Below are 23,137 nucleotides of genomic sequence, written 5' to 3'. Positions count from 1 at the left end.
GTTAGAAGCAACACAGTGCTTCATTCTGTTCAGCTGGATGTGAGGTCTTTCGCTTCCTGTGCAATGCCCACGCGGTGCCGGTAAACCATTTCCCACCCCTTCCAGCCGTTGAACAACAGCATGAGCGTGGCGACTATGGAAAGGCCAAGCCCAGCCGGAAGGACGAAGCTTATCCCGTCTTCTATACGCCCCCATAGATTTATAGCCTCGATCAGCACGACTGTGACGTTTCCAATGAGATGGTACCAAGCAGCTCGCAAGCTGCGAATGCGTCGGTCACCAAGAAAATCGGTCAGACCGGCTAGCGCCGCCAGCGCGGCCATGGCCAAGCCAGCCCCGAGAAGATAGGCCGCCGCCTCAGGCCAAAATGGATCCAAACTCTGACGGTAGACGATGTCCACCACAAGGGCACCAACGAAGAAGGCGATTGGAAAGGGGATCAACATAGGATGAAGCGGGTGACCAGCAACGCTGGCGGTACTGTTCGGGTTTGAGTCGTGCATAGCGATCCCTCCCGCGGTGAGAAGCTGCAGATATCCTGGCGCTTTTCCGCCATGCCATTAGATGTCGAGAGCACGCTTAGGTTCCCGATTCCAACAAACCTCCGCTAAGGAACCTGAACACAGGCCCGTGCCTTTATAATCGAAGTGGCATTTGGATGTTTTTCGTTCGTCTCCGCATGACGACTTGGATTGGGGTTGGTGTGGTTGTTTTTGAGGATCTGGTTGCGTCGATAAGAGGTTGTCGTGCCTGCGCCCACCTGCTTCCCGTCGAGCCACGGCCAGTCATTCAAGTGTCGCCTCAGGCGAGGCTGCTCATCGCGAGCCAAGCGCCCGGCTCCAAAGTCCACGCATCAGGTATCCCCTTTTCAGATCCTTCGGGAGATAGGTTGCGCGACTGGATGGGGGTGACATCCAAGACATTTTATGACGCCAGCAGAGTCGCCATCGTACCGGTCGGCTTCTGCTATCCTGGCAGAGCGAGAAGTGGAGATGCGGCTCCGCGCCCCGAATGCGCCAGACTGTGGCGAAAAGGCCTGCTCACCCAAATGCCGCGCATCAAATTGACACTGCTAGTCGGCACCTATGCACAGGAGAATGCCCTCGGCGCGGGACGGATGACTGAGCGCGTGCGTCGATTTCGCGAGTTCCTGCCGAAGTATTTCCCACTACCCCACCCCTCCTGGCGCTCTCGCATGTGGGCCTCTGCCAACCCCTGGTTTGAACTCGAGGTGCTCCCGGAGCTTCGTAGGCGAGTCCAAGACGTTCTGGAGCAGTAAGGATGAGCGCATCACCCGACGGACACCCGATTTACACGATAGGCCATTCCACCCGCACCATTGAAGAATTCATTGACATCCTGCGCGGTGGCGAAGTCCAGTGCGTCGTTGATGTGCGGGCCATTCCGCGATCACGTAGAAATCCTCAATATAATTTTGACAGTCTACCGGAGACACTCAGCCGCTTTCAAATCCGCTATGAACTGATCGAGACGCTTGGCGGCCGCCGTTCTCGTCAGAAGGACATAGCACCCGAACTGAATGCCTTTTGGGAGAATCAGAGCTTTCACAACTATGCCGATTACGCACTCTCGCCGCAATTTCGCGACGGCATGGACCAACTGAAGCATCTCGCCCGAGAAGTGTCGTGCGCTCTTATGTGTTCGGAAGCCGTGTGGTGGCGCTGCCATCGACGTATAATTTCTGATTATCTGCTCGCAGACGGCTGGAGGGTCCTGCACCTCATGGGACAAGGCCGTATTGAGCCTGCAAAGCTATCCTCTGGAGCCGAGCTAGCCAGCGATCGGGTCATCTATCCTCCGGAATAGAGCTTGTCGACAGACGAAATCAGCGGGAACCGATCGAGAAATCCGGCATCAAAGGCTTACCGACCTACTCATGGGAGAAGAACGATGATCGCCAAAACCTTGCTCGCTTCTGCATCCGCCCTCCTCCTGTCCGTTTCACCCACCACTCTAGCCGCAGAGAGTCCCACCGATCCGCAGATCGCGCACATTGCGTACACGGCGGGTCTGCTCGATGTGCACGCGGGAGAGCAGGCGTTACGCCAGGCGGCCGATCCCGCGGTCCGTCAGTTCGCGCAGACCATGATCCGCGATCACAAAGCAGTTAACCAGCAGGCAATCGCGCTATTGAAAAAGCTGGGCTTGAGGCCCGAACCGAATGCGACAAGCGAAAAGCTAACTTCTCAAGCCCGAGATACAGCCGCGCATTTGGGCAGCCTGACTGGCCGATCCTGCGACAAAGCCTATATTCGCAATGAAGTCGCATTTCACCGTCAGGTCAATGAAGCCCTCAGCAACTCGTTGATCCCCAACGCACGAAATGCCCAACTCAAATCGCTTCTGGAAAACGGATTGGCTCTGTTCCAAGCACACCAATCGCATGCCGAACATCTACTGAGCCAGCTGAAGTGAGGAGCGCGCCATGGGACGGTTCCAGTCTCTTGCGACAGCCATTGCTGGCGCTGCCTTGCTAGCACCACCGCCTGCGGGAGCAACTCCGCGTGGGCATGTTGTTGTGATCGCGAATATGAAGTTCGGGCCGGTGCCCCCGCACCTGAAGGCTGGCGATACGATTATCTGGATCAACAAGGACATCATCCGGCATACTGCGACCGCCAAGGACCAGACTTTCCATGTGGACCTTCCCCCCGGCGGCAGTGGAAAAACCGTTGTGCCCGGGCCTGGACGTCATGCATTCTACTGCGTTTATCACCCCACGATGACAGGTTTACTGTCCGCGTCCAAATGAACGATACCGTGTCAGGAGGCAATCCAATGCAAGCGCACGAAACGTTGGATTACAGCCAATCGGACGATCTCTCCCTTGCGAGAGGCTTCTCCGCCGGAGAACCAGCGGCGGTCCGCGTGATTACGCAGCGCCACAATCAACGTCTCTTCCGCGCCGCATGGTCAATCCTCCGTGACCGTACGGAAGCAGAAGACGTCGTCCAATCGTCCTTCATGAAAGCTTTCTCAGCTGCGGCGGAATTTGAAGGCCGATCCTCGCTTTCGACCTGGCTGACGAAAATAGCGATCAACCAAGCGTTAGCCCGAAAGCGATCGCTTCATCGGCAACGAGCAAGACTGGATGAGAAGTCGGTGGTGATCCTCGAAGAATACCGGGACAAGCTGATGCGTGGATCCACAACGTCACTGCTACCCGACGGGTCGCTTGCACAACAGCAGATCCGCCATGTGCTGGGAAGCGCAGTTGCTTGCCTATCGGACGATTTCCGAACGGTTTTCATCCTCCGACACATAGAGGGCATGAGTGTGGAGGAAGTGGCTAACTCATTAGAAATCCTGCCGGCGACGGCCAAGTCGAGAGACTTCCGAGCTAAGCGAATGCTAAAACGACGACTTGCACCAGAGCTGAAGAGCGCCTTGACTGGCAGTTTTCCATTCGCTGGCGCAGACTGCGCAGCGATGACTAACCGGGTGCTTCAGTCGATCTGCAACGCTCGCGCTGGTGCCTGACTTCATCGAAAGCCAGGGATTTTGTTCTGGTTGCAAGTTGGGTCGGCGGTGTCGCTGGCAACGCCATTCTTTTGGGGTGAAGCGTGGCAATGCGTGGCGTATTGCATATCATAGCTTGGAACCGACCGGCCAGCGACTTTCCGCAGGAGGGGGGGGCATAGAGCGTAGGTCACGGAATCAGCGAAAGCGTGCGTGACCTCAGACGAGCGGCGGCTTATTGTAAGAGTTCACCTGAATCTTCATGGACTCGACCGGCGTTACGAAGCGAAGCTGCCTGCTTGGCGACTAGCGCTTCTTTGCGTGCGATGGAGGCTTGCTGTTCGCAGGCGATCGCCTTAGACGCTTCGGGGTGACATTTGCCCACGACGCGCTTGCGCTGGGCGAGCGGTCGATAGGCGAAGATCGTCTTGCCCGGGACCGAGATTTGCTCGTACGTCTCTGCAGGAGATGCCGCGATCGCCCCGACGGGAACAATTGTCGCAACAAGGGCGCTAGATAGGCGAATAGTTCTCAGGCCGTTGGTTCGACCAACAAGGCTGAGCGACCGCTTGCACTGGTCCCAAGCAGTTGAAAGCGAAGATGCGCACCGATCAAAACAGCCGTAGATCGACCACAAATTACATAGGACGTAATTTTCATAGCAAACTAGTATATCCCGGTTCCCATTAATCTTCGAATTAAAAGCCATTGCGTAGCTCCGATCAATAAGTAAGTATTTTGTAAATCAGTGATCATTGAATGACTGCATGCGCCTCATGCGATCGACTGCAGTATTTGACAAATGAATTATTTTTTCGTGGATCACACAAACTTCTGCGCAAATAACAGAGGTATGCATGCGCGTTATCCCAGGCGATCTCGTGTCGGCGCTCAGCATGAGACCGACGCGATCTTCGCTTCCCATCGACCACCCTGCCACCGCCGGCGCCAATAATCTCGAACAGCGCGCCGTGCCGAACTTTGAGCTGCTTCTCGCATTTGGCGGCAATGTTTCACCGCAGCACCCCAGGCGAGACGACCGGCACGGTCAACAATATGATGAGTCAGCACGGCTAGGCCACCAACCCGCAAACGACTGAGCATTCTCAGAGGAGCGGCGGCTCCCTATAGAAATCCGCCTGCATCTTCATGGACCCGAGCGGCGTCACAAGATGCATGTCGCTCTGCCGGAAGATGCCGCACCGACCGTGTTCGAGGGTACATTTGAATGGGGCTCGATCTCCGTCAGCCGAAGGTGCCTTCTAGAACCTGGATGAGCCCCCAGACCCGTCCCGGTATCATGCCGGTTGCGCAGTGCCGCCGGCAAGGACTGCTCATCGTACGACGGGGTGGAGCGACAGGGTACCTGCGCATCGGCGCGTGCCAGAACATCTTTGTTTGTTCACCTCAATTGACGAAGAGAGAAGTCCATCAAAGTTCAACTTTCGCCCTGCTCCCAGCCGCCGCCCAAGGCGAGAAACAGGGAGACCTGATCGTCGGCGATCCGAGCCTTTGACGCCGCCAGCACGGCTTCGGCTTCGGCAGCTGCTCGCTGGGCATCCAGCAGGTCCAGCAGCGGAGTGCGGCCGGCCCTGTAAAGAATCTGCGCATCGTCACGCGCTTTGACGGCCAGGTTTCGCGCCATCTCCAGGCGGGCGTGGCGGTCAAGGTCGCGCCCATAGCTTGTCAGGCTGGTTTCAACCTCACGAAGCGCGTTGAGCACTATTCCGTCAAAGTGCGCCAAGGACGCATCCGCTTTTGCGTTCGCTTGGTGGATCCGCGATCTGACAGCCGGCGTGGGCAACGACCAGGAAATGAGGGGGCCCAGACTCCAATGATTGGCAGGGCTTGTGCCAAGGTCAGATAGAATACCGGTTGAACCTAGGCCCGCACCCAGGCTGATGCGCGGATAGAGCTCCCCGATCGCTACGCCGATCCGCGCCGTGGCAGCGGCCAGATCTCGCTCCGCTTCGCGCACGTCGGGACGCCGCTTCAACAGGCTGGCCCCGTCACCGACGGGCACAGGGCGCGTCAGGTGAGGAGGTTCGGCGCAAGTGGCGACTTCGATTGGGAACTCCGCCGGTGGGCGGCCGGTAAGCACGGCGAGACGATACAGAGCGGTTTTCCGTCGCGCTTCGAACACCGGCAGGGCGGCGCGCCCCTCTTCGGTGCGGGCATCAGCCCGGAAGGCATCGGTCCGCGCGATCCGCCCCGCACGTCCGAGGCGACGCAGGACACCGGCGGTTTTGTCCTGGATGTTGACGACCGAACGGGTGACGGTCAGTTCCTCTCCGGCGGTGCAGGCTTCCACATAGGCCCGCACAACATTGGCCACAACGGTCACGCGCACAGCATCGCGAACAGCGCGGCTGGCTTCCGCATCGGCCTCAGCAGCCTCGACCAGGCGCTTTAACTGGCCAAACAGGTCAAGCTGATAGGCGACACGCATTCCCACGCTGCCGACCGTCAACGGGGGGATAGGTGTTTCGCGCAGATAGGACTGGGTTGAAAACTGCCTGCGCTCTGAGGCGACTTCAGTCTCCACCTCCGGGCCATATGCGTCCTTGGCTTCGTGTATTGCGACTTCGGTACGCTCGAGGTTGGCAGCGGCGACGCGAAGGTCGGTGTTGGCGCCCAGGGCCTCTCCAACAAGCCGGTCGAGAAGCGGATCGTTATACAGCCTCCACCAATCCTGAGGAGGAGCGTCGAAATCGACGGGAAGGCCAGCAGCGCCGACGAATTTGCCTTGGGCGGCAGGGGATTTGAGCAACGCGCTGTTTGGCCCCTTGTAATCCGGTCCAACCCTGGTGCAGCCCGCCAGCAGCCCCACACCGAGGGCGCAGAGCGTCAGGCGCCTCATCGCTTGCCTTACCATGGCAGACTCCTGTGGATCTTGCTGGCGTCGGCGCGTGGATGGATCACGACCGTCGCCGTTTGTCCGGGTATTAGCCGCACATTCGCCGGCTTGCTTTCAATCTCGATCCGGACCGGAATGCGCTGTGGCAGCCGGACCCAGTCGAAGCTCGGTTTCACATCGGCGTACTGGCCGTCGGTCCCGCCCCGCTCGCGGTCCTCGATGCCACCGGCGATGCTGTGGACGCGACCATGGATTTCGTCTGCGACCCCCATGATGTAGATGCTTGCCTGATCACCGACCTGGATCGCCGGCAGCTTAGTCTCCTCGAAATACCCCTCAACCCGGAGGGTCTTTCCATAGACCAGAGCCAGAGCAGGCTTGCCGACAACGACATAGACGCCGGGCTGCAAGGTCGTATTGGTGACGACCCCGTCAACTGGCGCGCGGACGAGCGTGCGTTCGAGGTTGAAGCGCGCGAGGTTTCGGGCGGCAACCGCCTGCGCTACCTCTGCTCTGAGTTCGTAGGTCCGAGTAAGTCCCTGTTCAACGGTCTCTGCGGCAATCACCTCGCGGACCGCGCTGTTGCGGCGATCCTCGCGAACCGACTGCGAGAGCGAAGCGCGCTTGTTCATCAAGGCTGCTTCGGCTTGCTCGAGGGCGAGTTGGTAACGCGGCCGGTCGACGACGAACAGCACGTCGCCCTTGCGTACCGATTGGTTATCTACGACTCGCACTTCGGTGACGAGCCCCGCGACATCGGCAGACACGGGCACCATGTCGGCACGGACCTTGCCGTCACGCGTCACGGGATCGACCTGATAGCGCTGCCACAGCGCGTAGATTCCGCCAAGAATGGCTAGAATGACGAAAAGCGTCGCGATCGAGCGCGCAAGATGGTGTCGGGAAAGCATGGTCATGACATGAACCAGAAGTGAGAGGTGAGATCTGCTCCCGCACTTAATCCCCACCAAAGGAGGATGAAGACGGCGAGGTCAAACAGGGCGGGCTGCCAAAGGAGCCGATAGAATGTCATACGCTGCATGGGCGCGCGGACGACATATACCAGCACGCCCGACAAGACCGCCGTCGCAAGGGCGGCGGGCACGTAGATACCGCCAAAGTGAATTTCCTCGATCATGCGCGACCTCCTTGCACCACACGCAGGGTGGTCTTGCCGGTGGTCAGGACGGGAGCAGCGGCTTCGGGGAACAGGTTGCAACGCATAGCAACAAGCGCACGCAGCGCCTGCCTGCAGTATTCGTCGAGCAGTCGGGTATGCAGACCGTCGATCGACCGGTCGATCGGCACCAGTAGCGCCGCGTCGGCTGGTACGATCTTGGAAAGCAGCGTGCGGTCGCGATAGTGATCGGCGACGCCCGCTAGCACTAGGCCAAGGTCGTGACGCAGATCGTGTGGGACATGGGACAGGGCCTTACGCACCGGAATGACATTCCGCCCAATCCGCAGATCAGCAAGGCTGTCGGCGGCATGAAGGTCATCGCCCGGAGGAGCCGCGACGATGCGCTGCGCGATCTGGCCGAGCCGGTCCACGGAGCGCGCCGTCCAGTCTCCGGGACGGAACGGCCGCCGGATATCCGCCAGCAGCGCCAGCTCGGTCCAGTTGGCGCGCATCACGCGGCGCAGAGTCCAGCGCGCGCTTGCAGTGCGAAACAGACGCGTCACGGCCAGCGTGGTGACGATGCCGCCCAACTGAGCAATGCCGGTGTTCACGAAGGCGGAAAAATCGGCCTGGAACCGGGCGAGGAAACCCATGGCTACGATGAAGCAGGAGAACATTGGCAACGCTTCGGGCGAACGACGCGGATCGGCCTGGATATAGCCCATCCAAAGGAGCGCCGGGGCCAGCGTGATCATCAGCATTTCGTAGCCGTCGACGCGAGGGAGGACCACGAACAGGTAGAAGGCGGCCAGTGGGAAGGTCTTCAACGTCGCCTTCAGATATCGGCCGATCATCGGCGATGGATCATCATGGGCCGCGAAGGAACAGGTGATGAGCGCCGCAAAGGCGGCAGTGGCGGAGCCGCTCGGCCAGGCCAGCAGGATCCACACCGCACAGTAGAGTATGATCGCCGCCGCCGTAGCCGCTCCCGCCAGCACTGCCACACCGTGATCGCGCGCAAGCCGGAACGACTGCTCATGTCCGTCCCTGATTTTCAGCCGACCCGGCAACCCGATGCGATTGGCAAGCCGCTGCGCGGTAGCGAAGGCATTCAGAAACTGAGCAAGGCGAATTGAGGCGCTGGCGGCTAGCAGCGAAGGCCAGTCGCCGCGATCCTCTGCCTGCCTCGCCAGCCGCTCGCACTCGTCAATCAGCGCCCCAACTTGTGCCGTCCGACTTTCTGCCGATCCCAACCAATCCATCGTGCGGACAAGCAATCCGTTGAGTTCGGGCAGGATACCATGCTTGCGCTCTATCACGTCGAGCCGGTTGGCGGCAGCCGACGCGAGCGGGATGGTATTGGCAAGCTGCTGCTGGAGCGCAAAAACGCGGCGCTGCGTGATGGGCGCGGCGCGCTGATCGAATGGCAGGTGGATTGCGATCATCCCCAACTCGGTGACGTCTGATGCCAGCGCACGCCGATATGCGTTTTCCTGCTCGCCATTGTCGCCGCTCAGCACTTCAACCGACCAACGGCGCGCATGTCGTAAGAAGGACTTAGCCCGATCGCGGATCACGGGCGTTGCGCTCCATGGTTGCAGCACCGCGTGAACCATCGAGACGCTCAGGATCGCGACCGTCATTTCCGCGACGCGCCCTGCAGTGGTGTCGAATATATCGGCGGGATTTTCGATGTAGGGAAAGCTGATTACCGCCGAGCTGAAGGCTGCCATTTGGAACAGGAAAGCGCGCGGCGTCCTGTCGAGCACCGCAAGATAGATGCAAAAGCCCGTCCACGCCGCCATGCACAACACCAGCAGTTCCGGTGCATTCTGGAGGTTGGGAACCACCGCGATCGTCACGATGGCACCGGTCGCGATTCCGGCAAGGCGATACAGCATCTTGGGCCGGAATGCGCCCGCCATGGGCTGTGCCGTCACATAGACCGTCAACAGCGCCCACCAAGGACGTGGGAGGCTGGCCGAGAACACGATCGCCAGCGTGATCGCCGCCGCAAGGAAACTGCTCAGGGAGAACAGCAGCTTGCGCGCGTCAATGGTCAAGCTGACCGAAGGCCAGGAGAGCGACGACTGTGCAGACGACATTTGCGAGGCAACCGTGACTAGACCGAAGCCGCCGGCAGATCACTCCGCCGCGTGCCTCATTTCGGTCCGCCTCATAAGCGCATCTCTGCGCCTCCGCGTAGATCAAATTACTTATAGTTTAGCGCAAAAGTTTTGATTCTAAGTTGATATCACTCTTTCGTGTCGCGTCGGACAAGTATCGTCATGACCGTCGGCAGCGCCGTGAAGAGCGCGATGGATGCCTGCGCTTCCGTGAGCGCATGCACCTTGAACAGGGTGCAGATCGCAGCGGCAACCGCAGACAGGATGATTGTTTGAGCAATGCCACCGAAGCGCAATGCCGAGCTCTCGATCTCCGGCCCGGTTTTGCGCATTGTCGCATCCTCTCGCAAGCTTCGAACAAGGGTTTTCTTTCTTGCTCGCTATAGCTGGACTAGGCGCGCGGCGTGGTCAAACGAATGATTTTGGAGGATATGGCAACAATTTCGATGCGTTTAACGCCGTGGTCATAAGCAGCCTTCACCGTGCCGCCCTTTACATAAGGCAGCGCATTCTAAGTGACCCGAAACCCGACGGGGAACCTGTAATGAGCAGCACGTGATGCTGCTTCAGATTAAACCGTGGCTCCCACCAACCGCGCCCAGTAATGTTACAAGGGAGAGCGCGAGAAGCGCGCGATGCATCCGCCCCATGACGCGAAAGTGCGCTTCCGAATGAACGGACCTATCCGTATGGCGATGAACGAACATCGGCTCGATCACGAAAAGCATGGCTGCAAAAATGAGCCAGGTGAGCAACATCGCATGCATCCACCAGAAGCGAGGATCAGCGAAACGAACCCACATATGGCCACGATGAACCATCCAGAGGCCGCTCATGCCTGCAAGCAGGACCCACAACCTCGCCTGAAAGGCAAAACGCCCCTCAAGCTGGCGAAAGAAGCTCATCCGACTGTCGCCAGGAGCGGCACGGCCGATGGATGGCATCACCACCAGGGTGACAAACGCCACTCCTCCAATCCACAACAAGATTGCCAGGACATGGATCACCCGCGCTATGCTGATGTCATCCACCACCGAATGACTCACGCCGCCAGCAGTTCGTCAGCCGGGCCGAAAAATTCATAATGGATGCGGTCCGACGGGACACCCGCTAGCGACAGCGTGGAAACAGCGTGACGCAGGAAGGGGCGAGGACCACAGATATAATAGTCCGCATCGCCGACCGGAGTATTCGCGACCAGCCACTCGTCAGTGATGATGCCGGCAGCATCATAATCGCGACCTAGAACCTCGTCGGCAAGAGGGGTCTGATGAAAGTCGATGATTTTGACGAAGTTCCCCAGCGCGGCGACGCTGCGAACATGATCCCGCATGGCATGCGTTTCGCGGTCGTGGGTGCCGTGAATATACTGCACGGGAACAGAGGCACCGTTACCGACCAGTGCCTCAAGCATCGCTACCATCGGGGTTAAGCCTACACCTCCTGAAAGTAGAACGATCGGTCGTTCGATATGCTCAGCGAGGAAGAACTCGCCGGCCGGTGCGGCAACCTTCAGGATCGTACCAGGTTTGGCTTCGTCGTGGAGCCAGCCCGAGGCGAGCCCCTGCGGCTCACGCTTGACGGAGATGCGATAAGTTTCGCCGTTGGGAGCAGCCGAAATCGAGTAATTGCGCTTGACGGGAGGATGGCCGGGAATTTCCAGCCAGAAAGTTAAATATTGGCCGGCCTTATATGTCATGACCGGCTCGCCATCCACGGGACGCAGGAGGAAAGACTTGATGACGCTGCTCTCGCGTACCACATCATCGATTCGAAATTCCCGCCAGCCATTCCAGCCCCCACTCATATCCTTCTGTTCGGTGTAAATGCGTCGTTCGCGAGCGATCAGTATGTTAGCGAGAAACCAATAAGCTTCGCCCCAGGCTGCTAGGATGTCTTCCGTCGCGGCGTCGCCCAGTACAGCTTTGATAGCGCCGAGAAGTGCCTCACCCACGTGCGGATAATGCTCGGGCAGAATTTGCAGCCCGACATGCTTTTGTGCGATCCGTTCTACGGCTGGAGCCAGGGCACCAAGATTTTCTATGTTGCTCGCATATGCGAGGATCGCCCCGGTTAGTGCCTTGGGCTGGGATCCGGTGTCGCCGTGATGCGACTGATTAAACAAGTCCCGTATTTCGAGATTTTGAAACATGCGCGAGTACATTTCCCGCACAATGTCGAGCCCGTGGGCCTCCAGCGCGGGAACAGTAGCTTTAACGAGCGCGATGGTTTGTTCACTCAGAGGTTGCGACATGACAGCTCCTTCGTTGATTGATTGGCCAAGACTTCGTTGGAAACGGTTTCTGATCGTAGGAATCGAGTTGCATCTTCATGTCGCCCAAAGGCGTCAAAATTGCGATTGTTGCGGAATGACGAGCCCGTGGGTAGGCGTGAGAACTGTTTCGGACGGCGGATGCAGATATATGACTCTTCAGGTGTCCTTCGAGCACTCGAGTGAGACCCAAAACGCCAAACTTTGTATCATGCCGGACGTGCAATGCGTTTGCCAACGTGCCCTGAACGAATACTGGCGTAGACCTGTAGGGGAGCGGTTCAGCCACGGCGCCTTCCCGGCGCTTTGCTTCCCCGACCGCCAGTTTGAGAGAGATCGGCCGCTCTGAAGAAGAGAGCAAGTTGCAGATTATCGGCCATTTGCGCAGCCTTGAACTAACGGACTGTCGTTGAATACGGGGCCGAGTAGCTGGTCCGCCCGCGCACGCGCGTAAAAAGCGTGAACAAGGCTTGCAAGCCGCGCTTCGTATATCGCCGGGCCATCTTCCACGACACCCACTCCAATCATGCATTCACGATACATCTATACGATTCGTTTGAAAGATACAAACAAGATACATATATTCGTTTCGTCTTATGCCGTCTGGAATGTCATGAAGCTCACGCTGTTCACTGACTATTCGATGCGAGTGCTGCTTTTCCTTGGCGCGCACCCGGAGCGGCTGTGCTCGATTGCCGAAGTCGCGCGCGCCTATAACATTTCGCAGAACCACCTCATGAAGGTCGTCAATGACTTAGCGAAGGCGGGCTATATCGAGAGCGTGCGGGGCCGAGGTGGCGGCATTCGCCTCGGTAAGTCGGCAGACGCGATAAATGTCGGCGCTCTAATTCGGCACACTGAAGAAGGCTTCGACCTTGTAGACTGCGGGACCTGCGTCATCGCGCCAGCGTGCGGCATGACCGGCGTTCTTAAAGAGGCTGTGAGGGCCTTTTTAGCGGTGCTTGACCAGTATACGATCGCGGATCTTATGGCGAAGCGAGAGGACTTTGCTGCCTGGTTTCCAGAGACGATGCTCCCCGACCGGGCAGACGCTCCGTCGCGAACTAAATAACCTTCTTGTAAAAAACAAAACAATGTTGTGACAAAGGTCATTGCGCAATGTACCTTGCGAGTATCATCAGCGGACGACGATCGTTCCTGTCATTCCCATATTCTCGTGGTAGCGGCAGGTGTAATGATAAATGCCGCGCACTGTGAATAAGTGGGAAAAGGTATCGCCTTTCTCCATCTCTTCTGAATTGAACGGCCCGACTCCCGCGGGCAAGCTCACAGAGCCCGCCTGCTTTGCGCGAGCAGGATCGAAATTCACGATATGGCTAACGATTCCGGGATTGGTCCACCGCACCGTATCTCCGACTTTGATGGTCACCGTGGCCGGCAGGAATGTCATACGGGCGGTGCCCATCGACACCTCTACGATGCGTGGCTTTGCATACACAGGCTGTCGAAAAAACGCGAGCGCAGCGGCCCCAATCGCAACGCTCGCCATAAAGTCGCGTCGATGCAGCTTTGCGATGTCAAACCCTGATCGACGTTTTTGTAATGGCATCTCACTCCACCTTCCAGCCGCCTTCGAGCGCTCATATGGTCAAGTCTGTCGAGGAGCACAGATGATTATTGAATGCCTATCCGGGCCGCAAGATGAATTATGTGCCACGAGAAGCCGCTCCCTCTTCGCCGTTCGTCAAGGTTTGTCAGCTGCCGGATCAGGCGTAAGCGTTCAGCTTCTCAATCTGCTTTTGGCACCTGCCGGGATGTTCATATAGCTCGACAGCCACCGCTATGGTTCGATGTTCGCCCCCAAGACCACGTTAACAAGTACATCGCGCTGAAGAACGCTGCCAGGGTATGGCATGCCATCCTTTATCGGCATCGTTCGCATCTTTGCGGCAAATGTATGCGCCCAAACGTGGGGGCGAGCTGGGTTTAACTCGGCATGGCGTGCCGATGCCCACTGCTCAATCCACGTCAACTCACTTATATAGTATGTGGTATTGACCGCGCAGGATGCACAACTTTGGCAGAAAGCACCACGAAGCTGCCCGCGGTCAGCGCCTCGATAGGAGCGCACTTCAAGTCGTGGATCGGGCGCTCTCGGTGATCCGGCTCGAACATTCCTCCTCTTATCCGCTGATGCTCGCGGTAAGGGTACCGATCGTCGCCTCGCACTGGCGGCTCGCGTTTCTCTCGAATATGGTTTGATTGGCAGGCCGCTGTTCGAAGGTGGCCGGCGACAGAAAATTATCGCGCAAAGGCCTAGACCAGCCACGTCGAAGTGAAGGGCAGCCAGCCGATCTTTCAAGGTTGCGCGCGCCTATCTCCAAGAAGATGGAGGCATTAGCCTGTCGCCAAAGGTCTCCTAGCTCCGCATCCTCAAGCGCAAGGTGGACTGCACAAGCCAAACGATCCAAATAGAGCTGGACCCTTAAGCGAGAAGGAAGCATTCATGTCAGATCACGTTCGCATAACAGGTCGCCTGATCGCAGCCGCGCGGGCCTTGGTCGGCGTGAGCGCGGCAGACTTTGCAAGCGCCGCTGGTATTTCCACCAATACGCTGGGCCGCATCGAATGCGCTGGCAGTGCATGGATCACGGAGAACGCGGATCTATGTGCCGCGCAGCGCGCACTCGATCATTACGGGGTGATCCTCGTCGAAGAAGAAGGAGGAATGGGAGCGGGTGTACGGCTAAAATTCACGCGTTCCGACACCCGTCAGATAGCCAGGCTTGAAGGCGAAGGTGGCGTTGCCGGCTCTGACGACGCACCCTGAGGCAACTCCCGGAGCCGCAAACTACTCAGTCCCAACGCGTTGGGACTGAGTAGCTCCTAGATTTCTCGACACCTTCGATCTTATTTTTTGGATAGGAGGCGGCGAGGGGAAGCCCAATTTCAGCTACGAGTTCAAGCGCAACGTGGTGGTCCAGATCACCGAGCGAGTTCACTCTCTGCGCGTCGAAGCCCCTGGCCGTGCAGGCGATCTTTTACCTGAAGTCGCACTTTCTTGAGCCGCGACAACCGCAGGTTGTCGGGGAAACGTCGCTTAAGTTCGCTGCGGATTTCCTCGTCGAGCTTCGCGTGCAACCGGGTCAATTTGTATAGCAATCTATTCAAAGCCTCTCTCCAATAGATATGGATTAACCGGATCAGCTGGGAGGAAATAAGAAAATTACTGACCTGCACCGAGCCAACCCGATGCGGTCCGACATCACGATCATTTTCGAAACAACCGTCAGAGGGGCCCGGCCCGCAGTCCTTATATGGACAGGCGATCGAAATCTTCAAGTTGTTCTTGTTGCAGAGTTACCAGCGTTTGGCATAGCGATCCGTGGAGCGCTGCATGGTGGCGATAAAATTTGAGTAATCGATGAATTCTGTAGCGATATACGGTGAGCATTTTCATCATGACGCTATAAATACAAAATATGGCGATATCGCCCTTGTTTCTGTATTTGACGTAACTATGTCATCCGTGATGAACTATTCATATTCTTGTGGCGAGGCTCAGAGCCTAATATTCGGCGACTAGCCGGACGCTGTCGTGGAACACGTGGCGTCCGGGAGTGATTACTCGAGGCGGTCTGCACTTCATAAAAGCTGACGGCTTTCCTCCCCTGCATCTTACAGGGAGACCACCTCTCCATCTTGTAAATCTGTCAAGTTCTGAGGGATAGTTCAATGTTGACGTCGTATAATCGGCTGCGGCCGGTCTCAAATTCATTGATCGAGCTTGAAGCTCTACTTGACCGATACCCCCAAGTTCACAAGAATGAAATTGCGGAGATCGGCGGGCTAGTTGCTCGACTATCGTTGATAGAAGAGGCCATTCTGTCGTCCAGGAAGGATCGTGCGGAAAAGCTGTACAATTTCCGCCGGGAACATGGCGACCACCATCGCGTGCCGACGACGGAATTGGTCGCCTTTCTCTCCTTTCCAATACTGATCGCAGCTGCCCTGTTATGGTGGGCATTCGCTTGATTTTTGTGGCGATCTGCTCGGCGACATCGAAGTTTTGAGATGCTATTGATTTATAGCCAAACGGAGGCCGCGAGCCGTGCCAGTCTAGGAGGTGATCCCATGAAACAAATCTTGGTTGCCACAGATTTCTCGACCAGGTCTGATCGGGCACTGCGGAGAGCTGTTTTGACAGCACGGCAGGTCGAAGCGGAGCTGACGCTTGTTCATGTCGTCGATGACGATCAACCTAACTATCTGATCGAAAGACAAAAAACTGCTGCGACCGAAATTTTGCAGCAAACGATCTCCACCTTGGCAGATGTGGATCAAGTGCGGGCCGAATGGCTGATCACAACGGGAGATGCTTTCACTGGCATACTGCAGATGGCCGAAGAAGCCGATCCCGCCCTCATCATCGTGGGCCCGCATCGTCGCCAATTTCTGGATACCTTCATCGGTACCACGGCTGAGCGAACAATCCGCCGTAGTCGACATCCCATCCTCATGGCCAATGGGGTTCCATCGGGCCCCTACCGGCGGAGCCTTGTGGCCGTCGATTTTGACGACGCTTCCCACGCAGCGATAAACGCGACGTCCGAGCTCGCTATCTCTGCGGCAGGCGACATGATCGCACTGCACCTTTTTGATGCGCCGGCGGTCGGGATGATGAAGAGAGCTATGGAGGTACAGGACGCGATTGATCATTATGTGAGTCAGCAGGAGGATCGGGCTCGGTCTGAGTTGACCTCGTTCCTCGCGAAATGCGGATTGGATTGCGCGCAGCTCATGCTTAGTCCGCTCAAAGGCTTAGCCTCAGCTGCAATCAGCGCCTGCGCAAGCGAGCAGGAAGCTGATCTGATCGTGCTTGGGACAAACCAGCGGAAGGGCTTGGAGCGATTTCTGCTTGGAAGCGTCGCCCAGGGGGTGCTGCTGGATGCCACACAGGACGTGCTTATTGTTCCCGTAATAGCGGCGGATGATCTCACCATCAACGGCTGACGAAGTCCCTGAGCCTTAGCCAATTTGAGTTTTGACCGGAGGCAAGGAGGCAGCTAGCAGGGATAGAAGCGCCAACCGTTTGGAGAGCGATAATCACCTCACCAAATACCAGCTTGCTGTGGTTAATCCTGCTCCTCCCGTTTTTGGGCAGCCTCGCCGCCGCCTTTCTGTCCTCAAGGGCGCGTGATACTGCCGGGATCATCGCTGGCATGGTCGCGCTTGTCGGCACGCTGCTGACCGCTTTTCTTTACCCGGCTGCGGCCGACGGAACAGTCCTTCGCAGCGAGATAGAATGGCTTCCCACCCTGGGGCTGAACTTAGTGGTTCGGCTCGACGGCCTATCATGGATCTTTGCACAGCTTGTCTTGGCAATCGGCTTTCTCGTTGTTCTGTATGCACGCTATTATATGTCGCGGGACGATCCTGTTCCCCGCTTCTTTTCATTCCTGCTCGCCTTCATGGGATCGATGCTTGGCTTGGTCATGTCTGGCAACCTGGTTCAGCTTGCCTTTTTTTGGGAGCTGACGAGCCTCTCTTCCTTCCTGCTGATCGGCTATTGGCACCAGAATGAAGCCGCGCGCAGTGCCGCGCGCATGGCGTTGATCGTCACGGCGGCGGGTGGGCTTTGCCTGCTGATCGGCCTGTTGCTGATAGGGCGTATCGTCGGAAGCTACGACCTGGAAGCGGTGCTGGCATCGGGCGACGCCATCAGGTCGAGTGAACTGTACCTGCCTGCGCTGCTGCTGATCCTGATCGGCGCCTTCACCAAGAGCGCGCAATTCCCGTTTCACTTCTGGCTGCCCCATGCGATGGCCGCCCCGACGCCGGTGTCGGCCTATCTCCATTCCGCCACGATGGTGAAGGCTGGCATATTCATACTCATCCGGTTGTGGCCGGTGCTCGCAGGGAGCGAGGCCTGGTACTACATCGTGACAAGCGCGGGACTGTTAACACTGCTGATTGGCGCCTGGGCCGCGATCTTCCAACAGGATCTGAAAGGCCTACTGGCATATTCCACCATCAGTCACCTCGGCATCATCACGTTGCTGCTGGGCATCGGCAGCCCGCTTGCGGCCGTCGCCGCTATCTTCCACACGCTCAACCATGCGACGTTCAAAGCCTCGCTGTTCATGGCGGCCGGGATCATCGACCATGAAGCGGGCACGCGCGACCTGCGACGGCTGAGCGGGCTGTACCGATTTATGCCGATCACTGCGACGCTGGCCATGGTCGCTGCCGCGGCGATGGCAGGGGTGCCGCTGCTGAACGGCTTCCTGTCAAAGGAAATGCTGCTTGCCGAAGCCGTGACAGATTATAACGACACGTGGCTGGACCAAGCCCTACCCTATTTGGCGACGCTGGGCCTGACCTTCAGCGTCCTTTACTCACTGCGCTTCATCCACCAGACCTTCTTCGGCCCGCGACCAACGAGCCTGCCGCGCACGCCGCACGAAGCACCACGCTGGATGCGGGCGCCGATCGAAGTGCTGGTCGTCGCCTGTCTTGTCGTCGGCATATTTCCTGCGGTGACCATGGGTCCTGTGCTTGAGGTCGCGGCCCGGTCGGTGCTGGGGCCGAACATGCCCACATACAGCCTCGCAATCTGGCATGGCTTCACCCGCCCGCTTTTCCTCAGCATCGTCGCGCTGGCGGTTGGGGCGGCCGGATATTTCGTCTTTGCACGACGATTGAATACCGCATCCGCCGTGCCGCTGCTGGGACGGCTTAAGGGCCGGCGGATGTTCGAGACGGTGCTGTCGATCCTGATCGGCGCGGCGCGACGGCTGATGAAAGTGGTGGCGACTGAGCGGCTCCAGTCGCAGCTGCGCGTGCTGGTGCTGGTCGGGTGCCTCGCGGGACTTCTGCCGTTCCTACGAGCTGGCTATGGGGTCGGGGAACTTGGCGTCACGCCGCTGGATCCCGGCTTCGGCGCGGTCTGGCTGGTGGGAGCAGCCTGCGCACTGGCCGGGGCATGGCAAGCGAAATATCACCGGCTGGCAGCCGTCGTGCTGGTATCGGGAACGGGGCTTGTCAGCTGCATCAGCTTCGTATGGCTGTCGGCGCCGGATCTGGCGTTGACGCAGTTGTTGGTCGAGACCGTCACCACGATCCTGCTGCTGCTGAGCCTGCGATGGTTGCCCAAGCGGCTGCCCGACGTCTGGCCGGAAGCGGGCACGCCGATCAGCGTCCGCGCGCGCAGGGCGATCGACCTTGTAATCGCGGGAGGCGCGGGCCTTGGCCTGGGGTTGCTGTCCTATGCCATCATGACCCGATCTCTGCCTGACACGGTCTCGCGCTTCTTCATCGAACGGTCTTATCCGGAAGCGGGCGGCAGGAATGTCGTCAACGTCATCCTCGTCGACTTTCGTGCGTTCGATACCCTGGGCGAAATCACGGTGCTAGCGATTGTCGCGCTGACCGTATTTTCCCTGCTGCGGCGGTTTCGACCGGCGAGCGAAAGCGTGCGCAGCCCGCTGCAGCAGCTTCAGCAGGATGCGTTCGACGAGGAACGAGACGACCGGTCGCGGGGCGATACACTGGCTGACTATCTGCTCGTCCCACGCGTGATTATGGAATGGCTTTTCCCCTTCATAACGGTGCTGGCGCTTTATTTGCTAATACGGGGACACGACCTGCCTGGGGGCGGTTTCGCCGCGGGAGTGACGATGTCGATCGCCCTCATCCTCCAATATATGGCGGCAGGCACGCGCAGCATCGAGGCGCGATTGCGTATCAAGCCGCTGAACTGGATGGGCATCGGACTGCTGACAGCGGTCGCAACCGGGCTGGGCGCTCTGATCTTCGGCTATCCTTTCCTGACCTCCTTCTTCCGCTATTTCGACGTGCCGCTGGTTGGAAAGGTGCCGGTCGCCAGCGCATTGCTGTTCGACCTGGGCGTCTTCCTGCTGGTGGTGGGTACGACCGCCCTCATCCTGATCGCCATCGCGCACCAGTCTATCCGGACCACCGGGCGCCGCCAACCCGAAGCGCGCCCTCAACCGCATGCGGGAGAGCAAGGCTGATGGAACTCGTTCTTGCGCTTGGCATCGGTATATTGGTGGCATCGGGCGTCTGGCTGCTGCTGCGCCCGCGCACGTTCCAGGTCATATTGGGGCTGTCGATGCTGTCGTATGCGGTAAACCTGTTCATCTATGCGATGGGCAGGCTGGCCGTCGACGCGCCGCCGCTGGTTGGATCGGGGCCACCCGATCCCGCGCTGTACGACGACCCGTTACCGCAAGCGCTGGTGCTGACCGCCATCGTCATTTCCTTCGCCATGACGGCGCTGCTGCTCGTCGTGCTGCTGGCGTCGCGCGGCCTCACCGGCACCGATCACGTCGACGGGGAAGATGGCGAATGACTGGCGGATGGACCCAGCATCTGATCGTCCTGCCGATCCTGATGCCGCTGATCGGTGCAGCGCTCATGCTGCTGCTCAACGAGCGCAGGACGATGGCCAAACGGATCATCGCGCTCTTTACCGTGACAGCGCTGCTCGCCACATCGATCACCCTGTTGGCCGGGGTTGCAGCGGCGGGCTTCAACAGCTCGCCCGCTACCCGCGCCTATCTGGTCGGCAATTGGGCGGCGCCTTTCGGTATCGTGCTTGTGTTGGACTGGCTGTCGGCGATGATGCTTGTGCTGACAGCGACGTTGGGCCTCACCTCCCTCATCTACGCGTTGGCGCGATGGGACCGTGCCGGCCCGCGCTTCCACGCGCTCTTCCTGCTTCAACTGATGGGCCTTAACGGGGCATTTCTGACTGGCGACCTGTTCAATTTGTTCGTTTTCTTCGAAGTGCTGCTAGCGGCGTCATTTGGCCTTTTGCTGCACGGATCGAGCAAGGCGCGTGTGAAGGCAGCGCTGCACTATGTGACGCTTAACGTTGCCACATCGCTCCTCTTCCTGATCGGCGCGTCGCTGATCTACGGGGTGACTGGGACACTCAACATGGCTGACTTGGTCGTGCGCATACCGGCCGTTGCGAACAGCGACGTGGCGCTGGTGCAGAGCGGGATGGCAATATTGGGCATCGCCTTCCTAGTGAAGGCGGGCATGTGGCCGCTCGGCTTCTGGTTGCCGCGTACCTATGCGGCGGCGGCGCCCCCCGTCGCCGCGCTCTTCACCATATTGAGCAAGGTAGGCATTTACGCGGTGCTACGCGTCTATCTGCTCCTCTTTGGTGGCGATCTGGGTTGGACCGGCAGCTATGGTGAGGAATGGCTGCTGTTCGGCGGCATGGCAACGATGGCGTTCGGCACAATCGGCGTGCTGGCCGCCCGCACATTGTCGCGCGTTGCGGGCTATTCGCTGATCATCTCGGCGGGCACGCTGATCGCGGCGATCGGCGCGGGCGCAGGCGATGTCCTGGCCGGCGCACTCTTCTACCTGGTCAGTTCGACGCTAGCGATCAGCGCCTTCTACCTGCTGATCGAGCTCGTCGAGCGGCAGGAAGCGTTGCCAGCAGGGGTCAGCGAACCGGTGTTCGACGATGAATATACCGGCGCGCTCAAAGAGGATGGGGAGGAAGAGATCGGCATCATCATCCCTGCCACCATCGCCATATTGGGCATAGGGTTCGCCTTCTGCGTGCTGCTGATCGCCGGCCTCCCGCCGCTCTCCGGCTTCATCGCCAAATTCGCGATGATCGGCGGATTGCTCGGACTGCAGGACAGGATCACAGGGTCGACCTGGGGCCTCATTGCGCTATTGATCGGATCAGGGCTGGCGGTGCTGGTCGCGACGACTCGCGCTGGCATCGATCTGATCTGGGCGCCGTCGAACAATCCGCAGCCGGTGCTTCGCCTTGCCGAAGTAGTACCGGTCGCGATGCTGCTGGCGGTGTGTCTCGGTCTCATGATCTTCGCGGGCCCGACGATGCGCTACATGGAACGGACCGGGCAGTCGCTGGGCGATCGGGAGGGCTATGTCGGCGCGGTCCTGAGCGCGCAGCGCGTGGGGGCTGGACGGTGAGGCGGCTCCTCCCCCATCCTTTGCTTGCGCTGCTGCTGTTCGTCACTTGGCTGTTGCTGACCCAGTCCTTCTCGCCAGGTCAAATGCTGATGGGCGCGATCGTTGCGTTTCTCGCCACCCAAGCGATGGCAGCATTGAAGCCGGAACCGGTGAAGCTGCGACAGCCCGCGGCCATTGCTAAGCTGCTGTCGATCGTCGTTGCTGACATCATCCGGTCGAACTTTGCCGTCGCATCGCTGGTGCTGTTCCGACGCCGCGGCCGGGTTTCCGGGTTCATCCACCTGCCGCTGGAGATTACCAATTCCTATGGGCTCGCGATTCTAGCCGTAATCATAACGGCAACGCCCGGCAGCTTGTGGGTCGAATTTGATCGACACCGCAGCACGGTCCTGGTCCATGTCCTGGATCTCGTTGATGAGGATCAGTGGATCGCCTTGATCAAGCGTAGGTATGAAGCTTTGTTGCTGGAGATATTCGGCCAATGACGTCCCTGCTACTCGCCTTGGCAATCACAGTGGCGCAAGTCATGCTGGGCTTGGCGATGATGTGCGCTGCCTACCGCATGATCCGGGGGCCCCGCGCGCAGGATAGGGTGCTAGGACTGGATACTTTGTACACCAATTCGATGCTGCTGTTGCTGAGCTTCGGCATACAGACCGGGCGAACGCTGTATTTTGAGGCAGCATTGGTCATCGCCCTTCTGGGCTTTGTCGGGACGGTCGGCCTGTCGAAGTTCCTGATGCGGGGGGAGGTAATCGAATGATCCAGGCACCGGACCTTCCGGGCTGGGCGGCGGTGCTAGTGGCGCTGCTGCTGCTCGCGGGTGCGCTAACGACGCTGATCGGGTCGATCGGTCTGTTGCGGATGGAGAGCTTTTACGAACGCGTACATCCGCCGACGCTTGGTAGTACACTGGGCATGGCGTTGATCGTGTTGGCGTCGATCATCTGCTTTTCCGTGCTCCGGTCGCGCCCTTCCGCCCACGAAGTACTTATCGGCCTATTCCTGACGGTCACAACGCCGGTCGCCTTCATGCTGCTAGCGCGGGCGGCACTGTACCGCGAACGGGTCGAAGGCGGCGGGTATTCCCCGCCAGTCGACGAAGGTGAGAAGTAGCTTAAGTTACTGCGCTGTTGACGCCTTCGTCGCGTGCATGGCCACCATCAGCGGCTTCTGCCACCAACCTGTTCGCGATCCACCATTTATCATCACCGATACCAGGCGAGTTTGCCGCCGCACAGCAAAAAGCCAAGCCGTGGAGCATTTGAACTCAGGCCAGCGGCACGGTAACTGTGCGATTTACCGAGGCAACGAGAGCACGTCCGCTCCAAACT

Annotated in this window: 26 protein-coding genes; 15 read left to right on the top strand and 11 right to left on the bottom strand. The window is 58.9% G+C overall.

What is annotated here, in order from left to right; translation table 11 throughout:
• Nucleotides 1-29: 29 nt before the first annotated feature.
• Nucleotides 30-503, bottom strand: coding sequence for a DUF2231 domain-containing protein (locus FHS54_RS06300; protein WP_167302966.1), 474 nt, complete (start codon nt 501-503; stop codon nt 30-32).
• A 155-nt stretch (nt 504-658) separates the two neighbouring features.
• Between FHS54_RS06300 and FHS54_RS06295 the strand changes: the two genes are divergently transcribed.
• The 5 genes from FHS54_RS06295 (at nt 659) to FHS54_RS06275 (ending at nt 3,501) form a co-directional block, all read left to right on the top strand.
• On the top strand, nt 659-1,279 hold the full coding sequence (locus tag FHS54_RS06295; protein ID WP_341785947.1) for a uracil-DNA glycosylase family protein: 621 nt from the start codon (nt 659-661) through the stop codon (nt 1,277-1,279).
• Between the two features lie 2 nt (nt 1,280-1,281).
• A complete protein-coding gene (locus tag FHS54_RS06290) occupies nt 1,282-1,827 on the top strand; it encodes a DUF488 domain-containing protein (protein WP_167302965.1) in 546 nt (181 codons plus the stop codon).
• Nucleotides 1,828-1,911: 84 nt separating this feature from the next.
• Nucleotides 1,912-2,436, top strand: coding sequence for a DUF4142 domain-containing protein (locus FHS54_RS06285; RefSeq protein ID WP_167302964.1), 525 nt, complete (start codon nt 1,912-1,914; stop codon nt 2,434-2,436).
• A 10-nt stretch (nt 2,437-2,446) separates the two neighbouring features.
• Nucleotides 2,447-2,773, top strand: a complete 327-nt coding sequence (locus FHS54_RS06280) for a cupredoxin domain-containing protein (protein WP_167302963.1) — start codon at nt 2,447-2,449, stop codon at nt 2,771-2,773.
• A 26-nt stretch (nt 2,774-2,799) separates the two neighbouring features.
• Nucleotides 2,800-3,501: an RNA polymerase sigma factor gene (locus FHS54_RS06275; RefSeq protein WP_167302962.1), complete on the top strand. Its 702-nt coding sequence runs from the start codon at nt 2,800-2,802 to the stop codon at nt 3,499-3,501.
• A 1,417-nt stretch (nt 3,502-4,918) separates the two neighbouring features.
• On the opposite strand, the gene FHS54_RS06270 is transcribed toward FHS54_RS06275, so the two are convergent.
• The 8 genes from FHS54_RS06270 to FHS54_RS16650 all read right to left on the bottom strand — a co-directional run bounded on the left by FHS54_RS06270 (nt 4,919) and on the right by FHS54_RS16650 (nt 12,387).
• Entirely contained in the window at nt 4,919-6,340 is a 1,422-nt protein-coding gene (locus FHS54_RS06270; protein ID WP_167302961.1) for an efflux transporter outer membrane subunit, read from the bottom strand.
• Between the two features lie 8 nt (nt 6,341-6,348).
• Complete coding sequence (locus FHS54_RS06265; RefSeq protein ID WP_167303579.1) at nt 6,349-7,248, bottom strand: HlyD family secretion protein; 900 nt, start codon at nt 7,246-7,248, stop codon at nt 6,349-6,351.
• 2 nt (nt 7,249-7,250) lie between these two features.
• Entirely contained in the window at nt 7,251-7,475 is a 225-nt protein-coding gene (locus tag FHS54_RS06260) for a DUF1656 domain-containing protein (RefSeq protein WP_167302960.1), read from the bottom strand.
• Nucleotides 7,472-9,562: an FUSC family protein gene (locus tag FHS54_RS06255; protein WP_167302959.1), complete on the bottom strand. Its 2,091-nt coding sequence runs from the start codon at nt 9,560-9,562 to the stop codon at nt 7,472-7,474. The genes FHS54_RS06260 and FHS54_RS06255 overlap by 4 nt, the downstream gene beginning before the upstream one ends.
• A gap of 149 nt (nt 9,563-9,711) precedes the next feature.
• A complete protein-coding gene (locus FHS54_RS06250; RefSeq protein WP_167302958.1) occupies nt 9,712-9,915 on the bottom strand; it encodes a hypothetical protein in 204 nt (67 codons plus the stop codon).
• Nucleotides 9,916-10,149: 234 nt separating this feature from the next.
• A complete protein-coding gene (locus FHS54_RS06245; protein ID WP_167303578.1) occupies nt 10,150-10,614 on the bottom strand; it encodes a hypothetical protein in 465 nt (154 codons plus the stop codon).
• A gap of 11 nt (nt 10,615-10,625) precedes the next feature.
• Entirely contained in the window at nt 10,626-11,837 is a 1,212-nt protein-coding gene (gene hmpA, locus FHS54_RS06240; RefSeq protein WP_167302957.1) for an NO-inducible flavohemoprotein, read from the bottom strand.
• Nucleotides 11,818-12,387 (bottom strand): TehB-like domain-containing protein, encoded by a 570-nt coding sequence (locus FHS54_RS16650; protein WP_425057300.1) that lies wholly within the window; start codon nt 12,385-12,387, stop codon nt 11,818-11,820. Before FHS54_RS16650 ends, hmpA begins: the two co-directional genes overlap by 20 nt.
• A gap of 81 nt (nt 12,388-12,468) precedes the next feature.
• On the opposite strand from FHS54_RS16650, the gene FHS54_RS06230 reads away from it, so the two are divergent.
• On the top strand, nt 12,469-12,927 hold the full coding sequence (locus FHS54_RS06230) for an Rrf2 family transcriptional regulator (RefSeq protein WP_167302956.1): 459 nt from the start codon (nt 12,469-12,471) through the stop codon (nt 12,925-12,927).
• 66 nt (nt 12,928-12,993) lie between these two features.
• On the opposite strand, the gene FHS54_RS06225 is transcribed toward FHS54_RS06230, so the two are convergent.
• A complete protein-coding gene (locus FHS54_RS06225) occupies nt 12,994-13,425 on the bottom strand; it encodes a cupredoxin domain-containing protein (RefSeq protein ID WP_167302955.1) in 432 nt (143 codons plus the stop codon).
• An 897-nt stretch (nt 13,426-14,322) separates the two neighbouring features.
• Between FHS54_RS06225 and FHS54_RS06220 the strand changes: the two genes are divergently transcribed.
• Entirely contained in the window at nt 14,323-14,646 is a 324-nt protein-coding gene (locus tag FHS54_RS06220) for a helix-turn-helix domain-containing protein (protein WP_167302954.1), read from the top strand.
• A 155-nt stretch (nt 14,647-14,801) separates the two neighbouring features.
• Here the strand turns inward: FHS54_RS06220 and FHS54_RS16585 are convergent, their stop codons facing one another.
• A complete protein-coding gene (locus FHS54_RS16585; RefSeq protein WP_341785946.1) occupies nt 14,802-15,158 on the bottom strand; it encodes an HP1242/YdcH family protein in 357 nt (118 codons plus the stop codon).
• Between the two features lie 393 nt (nt 15,159-15,551).
• On the opposite strand from FHS54_RS16585, the gene FHS54_RS06210 reads away from it, so the two are divergent.
• The 8 genes from FHS54_RS06210 to mnhG all read left to right on the top strand — a co-directional run bounded on the left by FHS54_RS06210 (nt 15,552) and on the right by mnhG (nt 22,919).
• Nucleotides 15,552-15,851 (top strand): hypothetical protein, encoded by a 300-nt coding sequence (locus FHS54_RS06210; RefSeq protein ID WP_167302953.1) that lies wholly within the window; start codon nt 15,552-15,554, stop codon nt 15,849-15,851.
• A gap of 99 nt (nt 15,852-15,950) precedes the next feature.
• The gene (locus FHS54_RS06205; protein ID WP_167302952.1) at nt 15,951-16,829 is read left to right on the top strand and encodes a universal stress protein; all 879 of its coding nucleotides are present in this window, start codon (nt 15,951-15,953) and stop codon (nt 16,827-16,829) included.
• Between the two features lie 113 nt (nt 16,830-16,942).
• Nucleotides 16,943-19,852 (top strand): monovalent cation/H+ antiporter subunit A, encoded by a 2,910-nt coding sequence (locus tag FHS54_RS06200; RefSeq protein WP_243855672.1) that lies wholly within the window; start codon nt 16,943-16,945, stop codon nt 19,850-19,852.
• Nucleotides 19,852-20,190, top strand: coding sequence for a Na+/H+ antiporter subunit C (locus tag FHS54_RS06195; RefSeq protein WP_167302951.1), 339 nt, complete (start codon nt 19,852-19,854; stop codon nt 20,188-20,190). Before FHS54_RS06200 ends, FHS54_RS06195 begins: the two co-directional genes overlap by 1 nt.
• Complete coding sequence (locus FHS54_RS06190; RefSeq protein ID WP_167302950.1) at nt 20,187-21,803, top strand: monovalent cation/H+ antiporter subunit D; 1,617 nt, start codon at nt 20,187-20,189, stop codon at nt 21,801-21,803. The genes FHS54_RS06195 and FHS54_RS06190 overlap by 4 nt, the downstream gene beginning before the upstream one ends.
• On the top strand, nt 21,800-22,288 hold the full coding sequence (locus FHS54_RS06185) for a Na+/H+ antiporter subunit E (RefSeq protein WP_167302949.1): 489 nt from the start codon (nt 21,800-21,802) through the stop codon (nt 22,286-22,288). The genes FHS54_RS06190 and FHS54_RS06185 overlap by 4 nt, the downstream gene beginning before the upstream one ends.
• Nucleotides 22,285-22,566, top strand: a complete 282-nt coding sequence (locus FHS54_RS06180; RefSeq protein WP_037466092.1) for a K+/H+ antiporter subunit F — start codon at nt 22,285-22,287, stop codon at nt 22,564-22,566. The genes FHS54_RS06185 and FHS54_RS06180 overlap by 4 nt, the downstream gene beginning before the upstream one ends.
• Entirely contained in the window at nt 22,563-22,919 is a 357-nt protein-coding gene (gene mnhG / locus FHS54_RS06175; RefSeq protein ID WP_208404806.1) for a monovalent cation/H(+) antiporter subunit G, read from the top strand. Before FHS54_RS06180 ends, mnhG begins: the two co-directional genes overlap by 4 nt.
• Nucleotides 22,920-23,137: the final 218 nt, after the last annotated feature.

The sequence above is a fragment of the Sphingobium vermicomposti genome, assembly GCF_011762025.1.
Classification (GTDB): Bacteria; Pseudomonadota; Alphaproteobacteria; order Sphingomonadales; family Sphingomonadaceae; genus Sphingobium; species Sphingobium vermicomposti.
Note: the sequence above shows the minus strand (reverse complement) of the source record. Positions and strands in the feature narration are given on the sequence as shown.

Bases quoted from the DNA above. Each gene is read 5' to 3' on its own strand.
- FHS54_RS06300 (WP_167302966.1), bottom strand. From the start codon at position 503: ATGCACGACTCAAACCCGAACAGTACCGCCAGCGTTGCTGGTCACCCG.
- FHS54_RS06295 (WP_341785947.1), top strand. From the start codon at position 659: ATGTTTTTCGTTCGTCTCCGCATGACGACTTGGATTGGGGTTGGTGTG.
- FHS54_RS06290 (WP_167302965.1), top strand. From the start codon at position 1,282: ATGAGCGCATCACCCGACGGACACCCGATTTACACGATAGGCCATTCC.
- FHS54_RS06285 (WP_167302964.1), top strand. From the start codon at position 1,912: ATGATCGCCAAAACCTTGCTCGCTTCTGCATCCGCCCTCCTCCTGTCC.
- FHS54_RS06280 (WP_167302963.1), top strand. From the start codon at position 2,447: ATGGGACGGTTCCAGTCTCTTGCGACAGCCATTGCTGGCGCTGCCTTG.
- FHS54_RS06275 (WP_167302962.1), top strand. From the start codon at position 2,800: ATGCAAGCGCACGAAACGTTGGATTACAGCCAATCGGACGATCTCTCC.
- FHS54_RS06270 (WP_167302961.1), bottom strand. From the start codon at position 6,340: ATGAGGCGCCTGACGCTCTGCGCCCTCGGTGTGGGGCTGCTGGCGGGC.
- FHS54_RS06265 (WP_167303579.1), bottom strand. From the start codon at position 7,248: ATGCTTTCCCGACACCATCTTGCGCGCTCGATCGCGACGCTTTTCGTC.
- FHS54_RS06260 (WP_167302960.1), bottom strand. From the start codon at position 7,475: ATGATCGAGGAAATTCACTTTGGCGGTATCTACGTGCCCGCCGCCCTT.
- FHS54_RS06255 (WP_167302959.1), bottom strand. From the start codon at position 9,562: ATGTCGTCTGCACAGTCGTCGCTCTCCTGGCCTTCGGTCAGCTTGACC.
- FHS54_RS06250 (WP_167302958.1), bottom strand. From the start codon at position 9,915: ATGCGCAAAACCGGGCCGGAGATCGAGAGCTCGGCATTGCGCTTCGGT.
- hmpA (WP_167302957.1), bottom strand. From the start codon at position 11,837: ATGTCGCAACCTCTGAGTGAACAAACCATCGCGCTCGTTAAAGCTACT.
- FHS54_RS16650 (WP_425057300.1), bottom strand. From the start codon at position 12,387: ATGCATGATTGGAGTGGGTGTCGTGGAAGATGGCCCGGCGATATACGA.
- FHS54_RS06230 (WP_167302956.1), top strand. From the start codon at position 12,469: ATGAAGCTCACGCTGTTCACTGACTATTCGATGCGAGTGCTGCTTTTC.
- FHS54_RS06225 (WP_167302955.1), bottom strand. From the start codon at position 13,425: ATGCCATTACAAAAACGTCGATCAGGGTTTGACATCGCAAAGCTGCAT.
- FHS54_RS06220 (WP_167302954.1), top strand. From the start codon at position 14,323: ATGTCAGATCACGTTCGCATAACAGGTCGCCTGATCGCAGCCGCGCGG.
- FHS54_RS06210 (WP_167302953.1), top strand. From the start codon at position 15,552: ATGTTGACGTCGTATAATCGGCTGCGGCCGGTCTCAAATTCATTGATC.
- FHS54_RS06205 (WP_167302952.1), top strand. From the start codon at position 15,951: ATGAAACAAATCTTGGTTGCCACAGATTTCTCGACCAGGTCTGATCGG.
- FHS54_RS06195 (WP_167302951.1), top strand. From the start codon at position 19,852: ATGGAACTCGTTCTTGCGCTTGGCATCGGTATATTGGTGGCATCGGGC.
- FHS54_RS06190 (WP_167302950.1), top strand. From the start codon at position 20,187: ATGACTGGCGGATGGACCCAGCATCTGATCGTCCTGCCGATCCTGATG.
- FHS54_RS06180 (WP_037466092.1), top strand. From the start codon at position 22,285: ATGACGTCCCTGCTACTCGCCTTGGCAATCACAGTGGCGCAAGTCATG.
- mnhG (WP_208404806.1), top strand. From the start codon at position 22,563: ATGATCCAGGCACCGGACCTTCCGGGCTGGGCGGCGGTGCTAGTGGCG.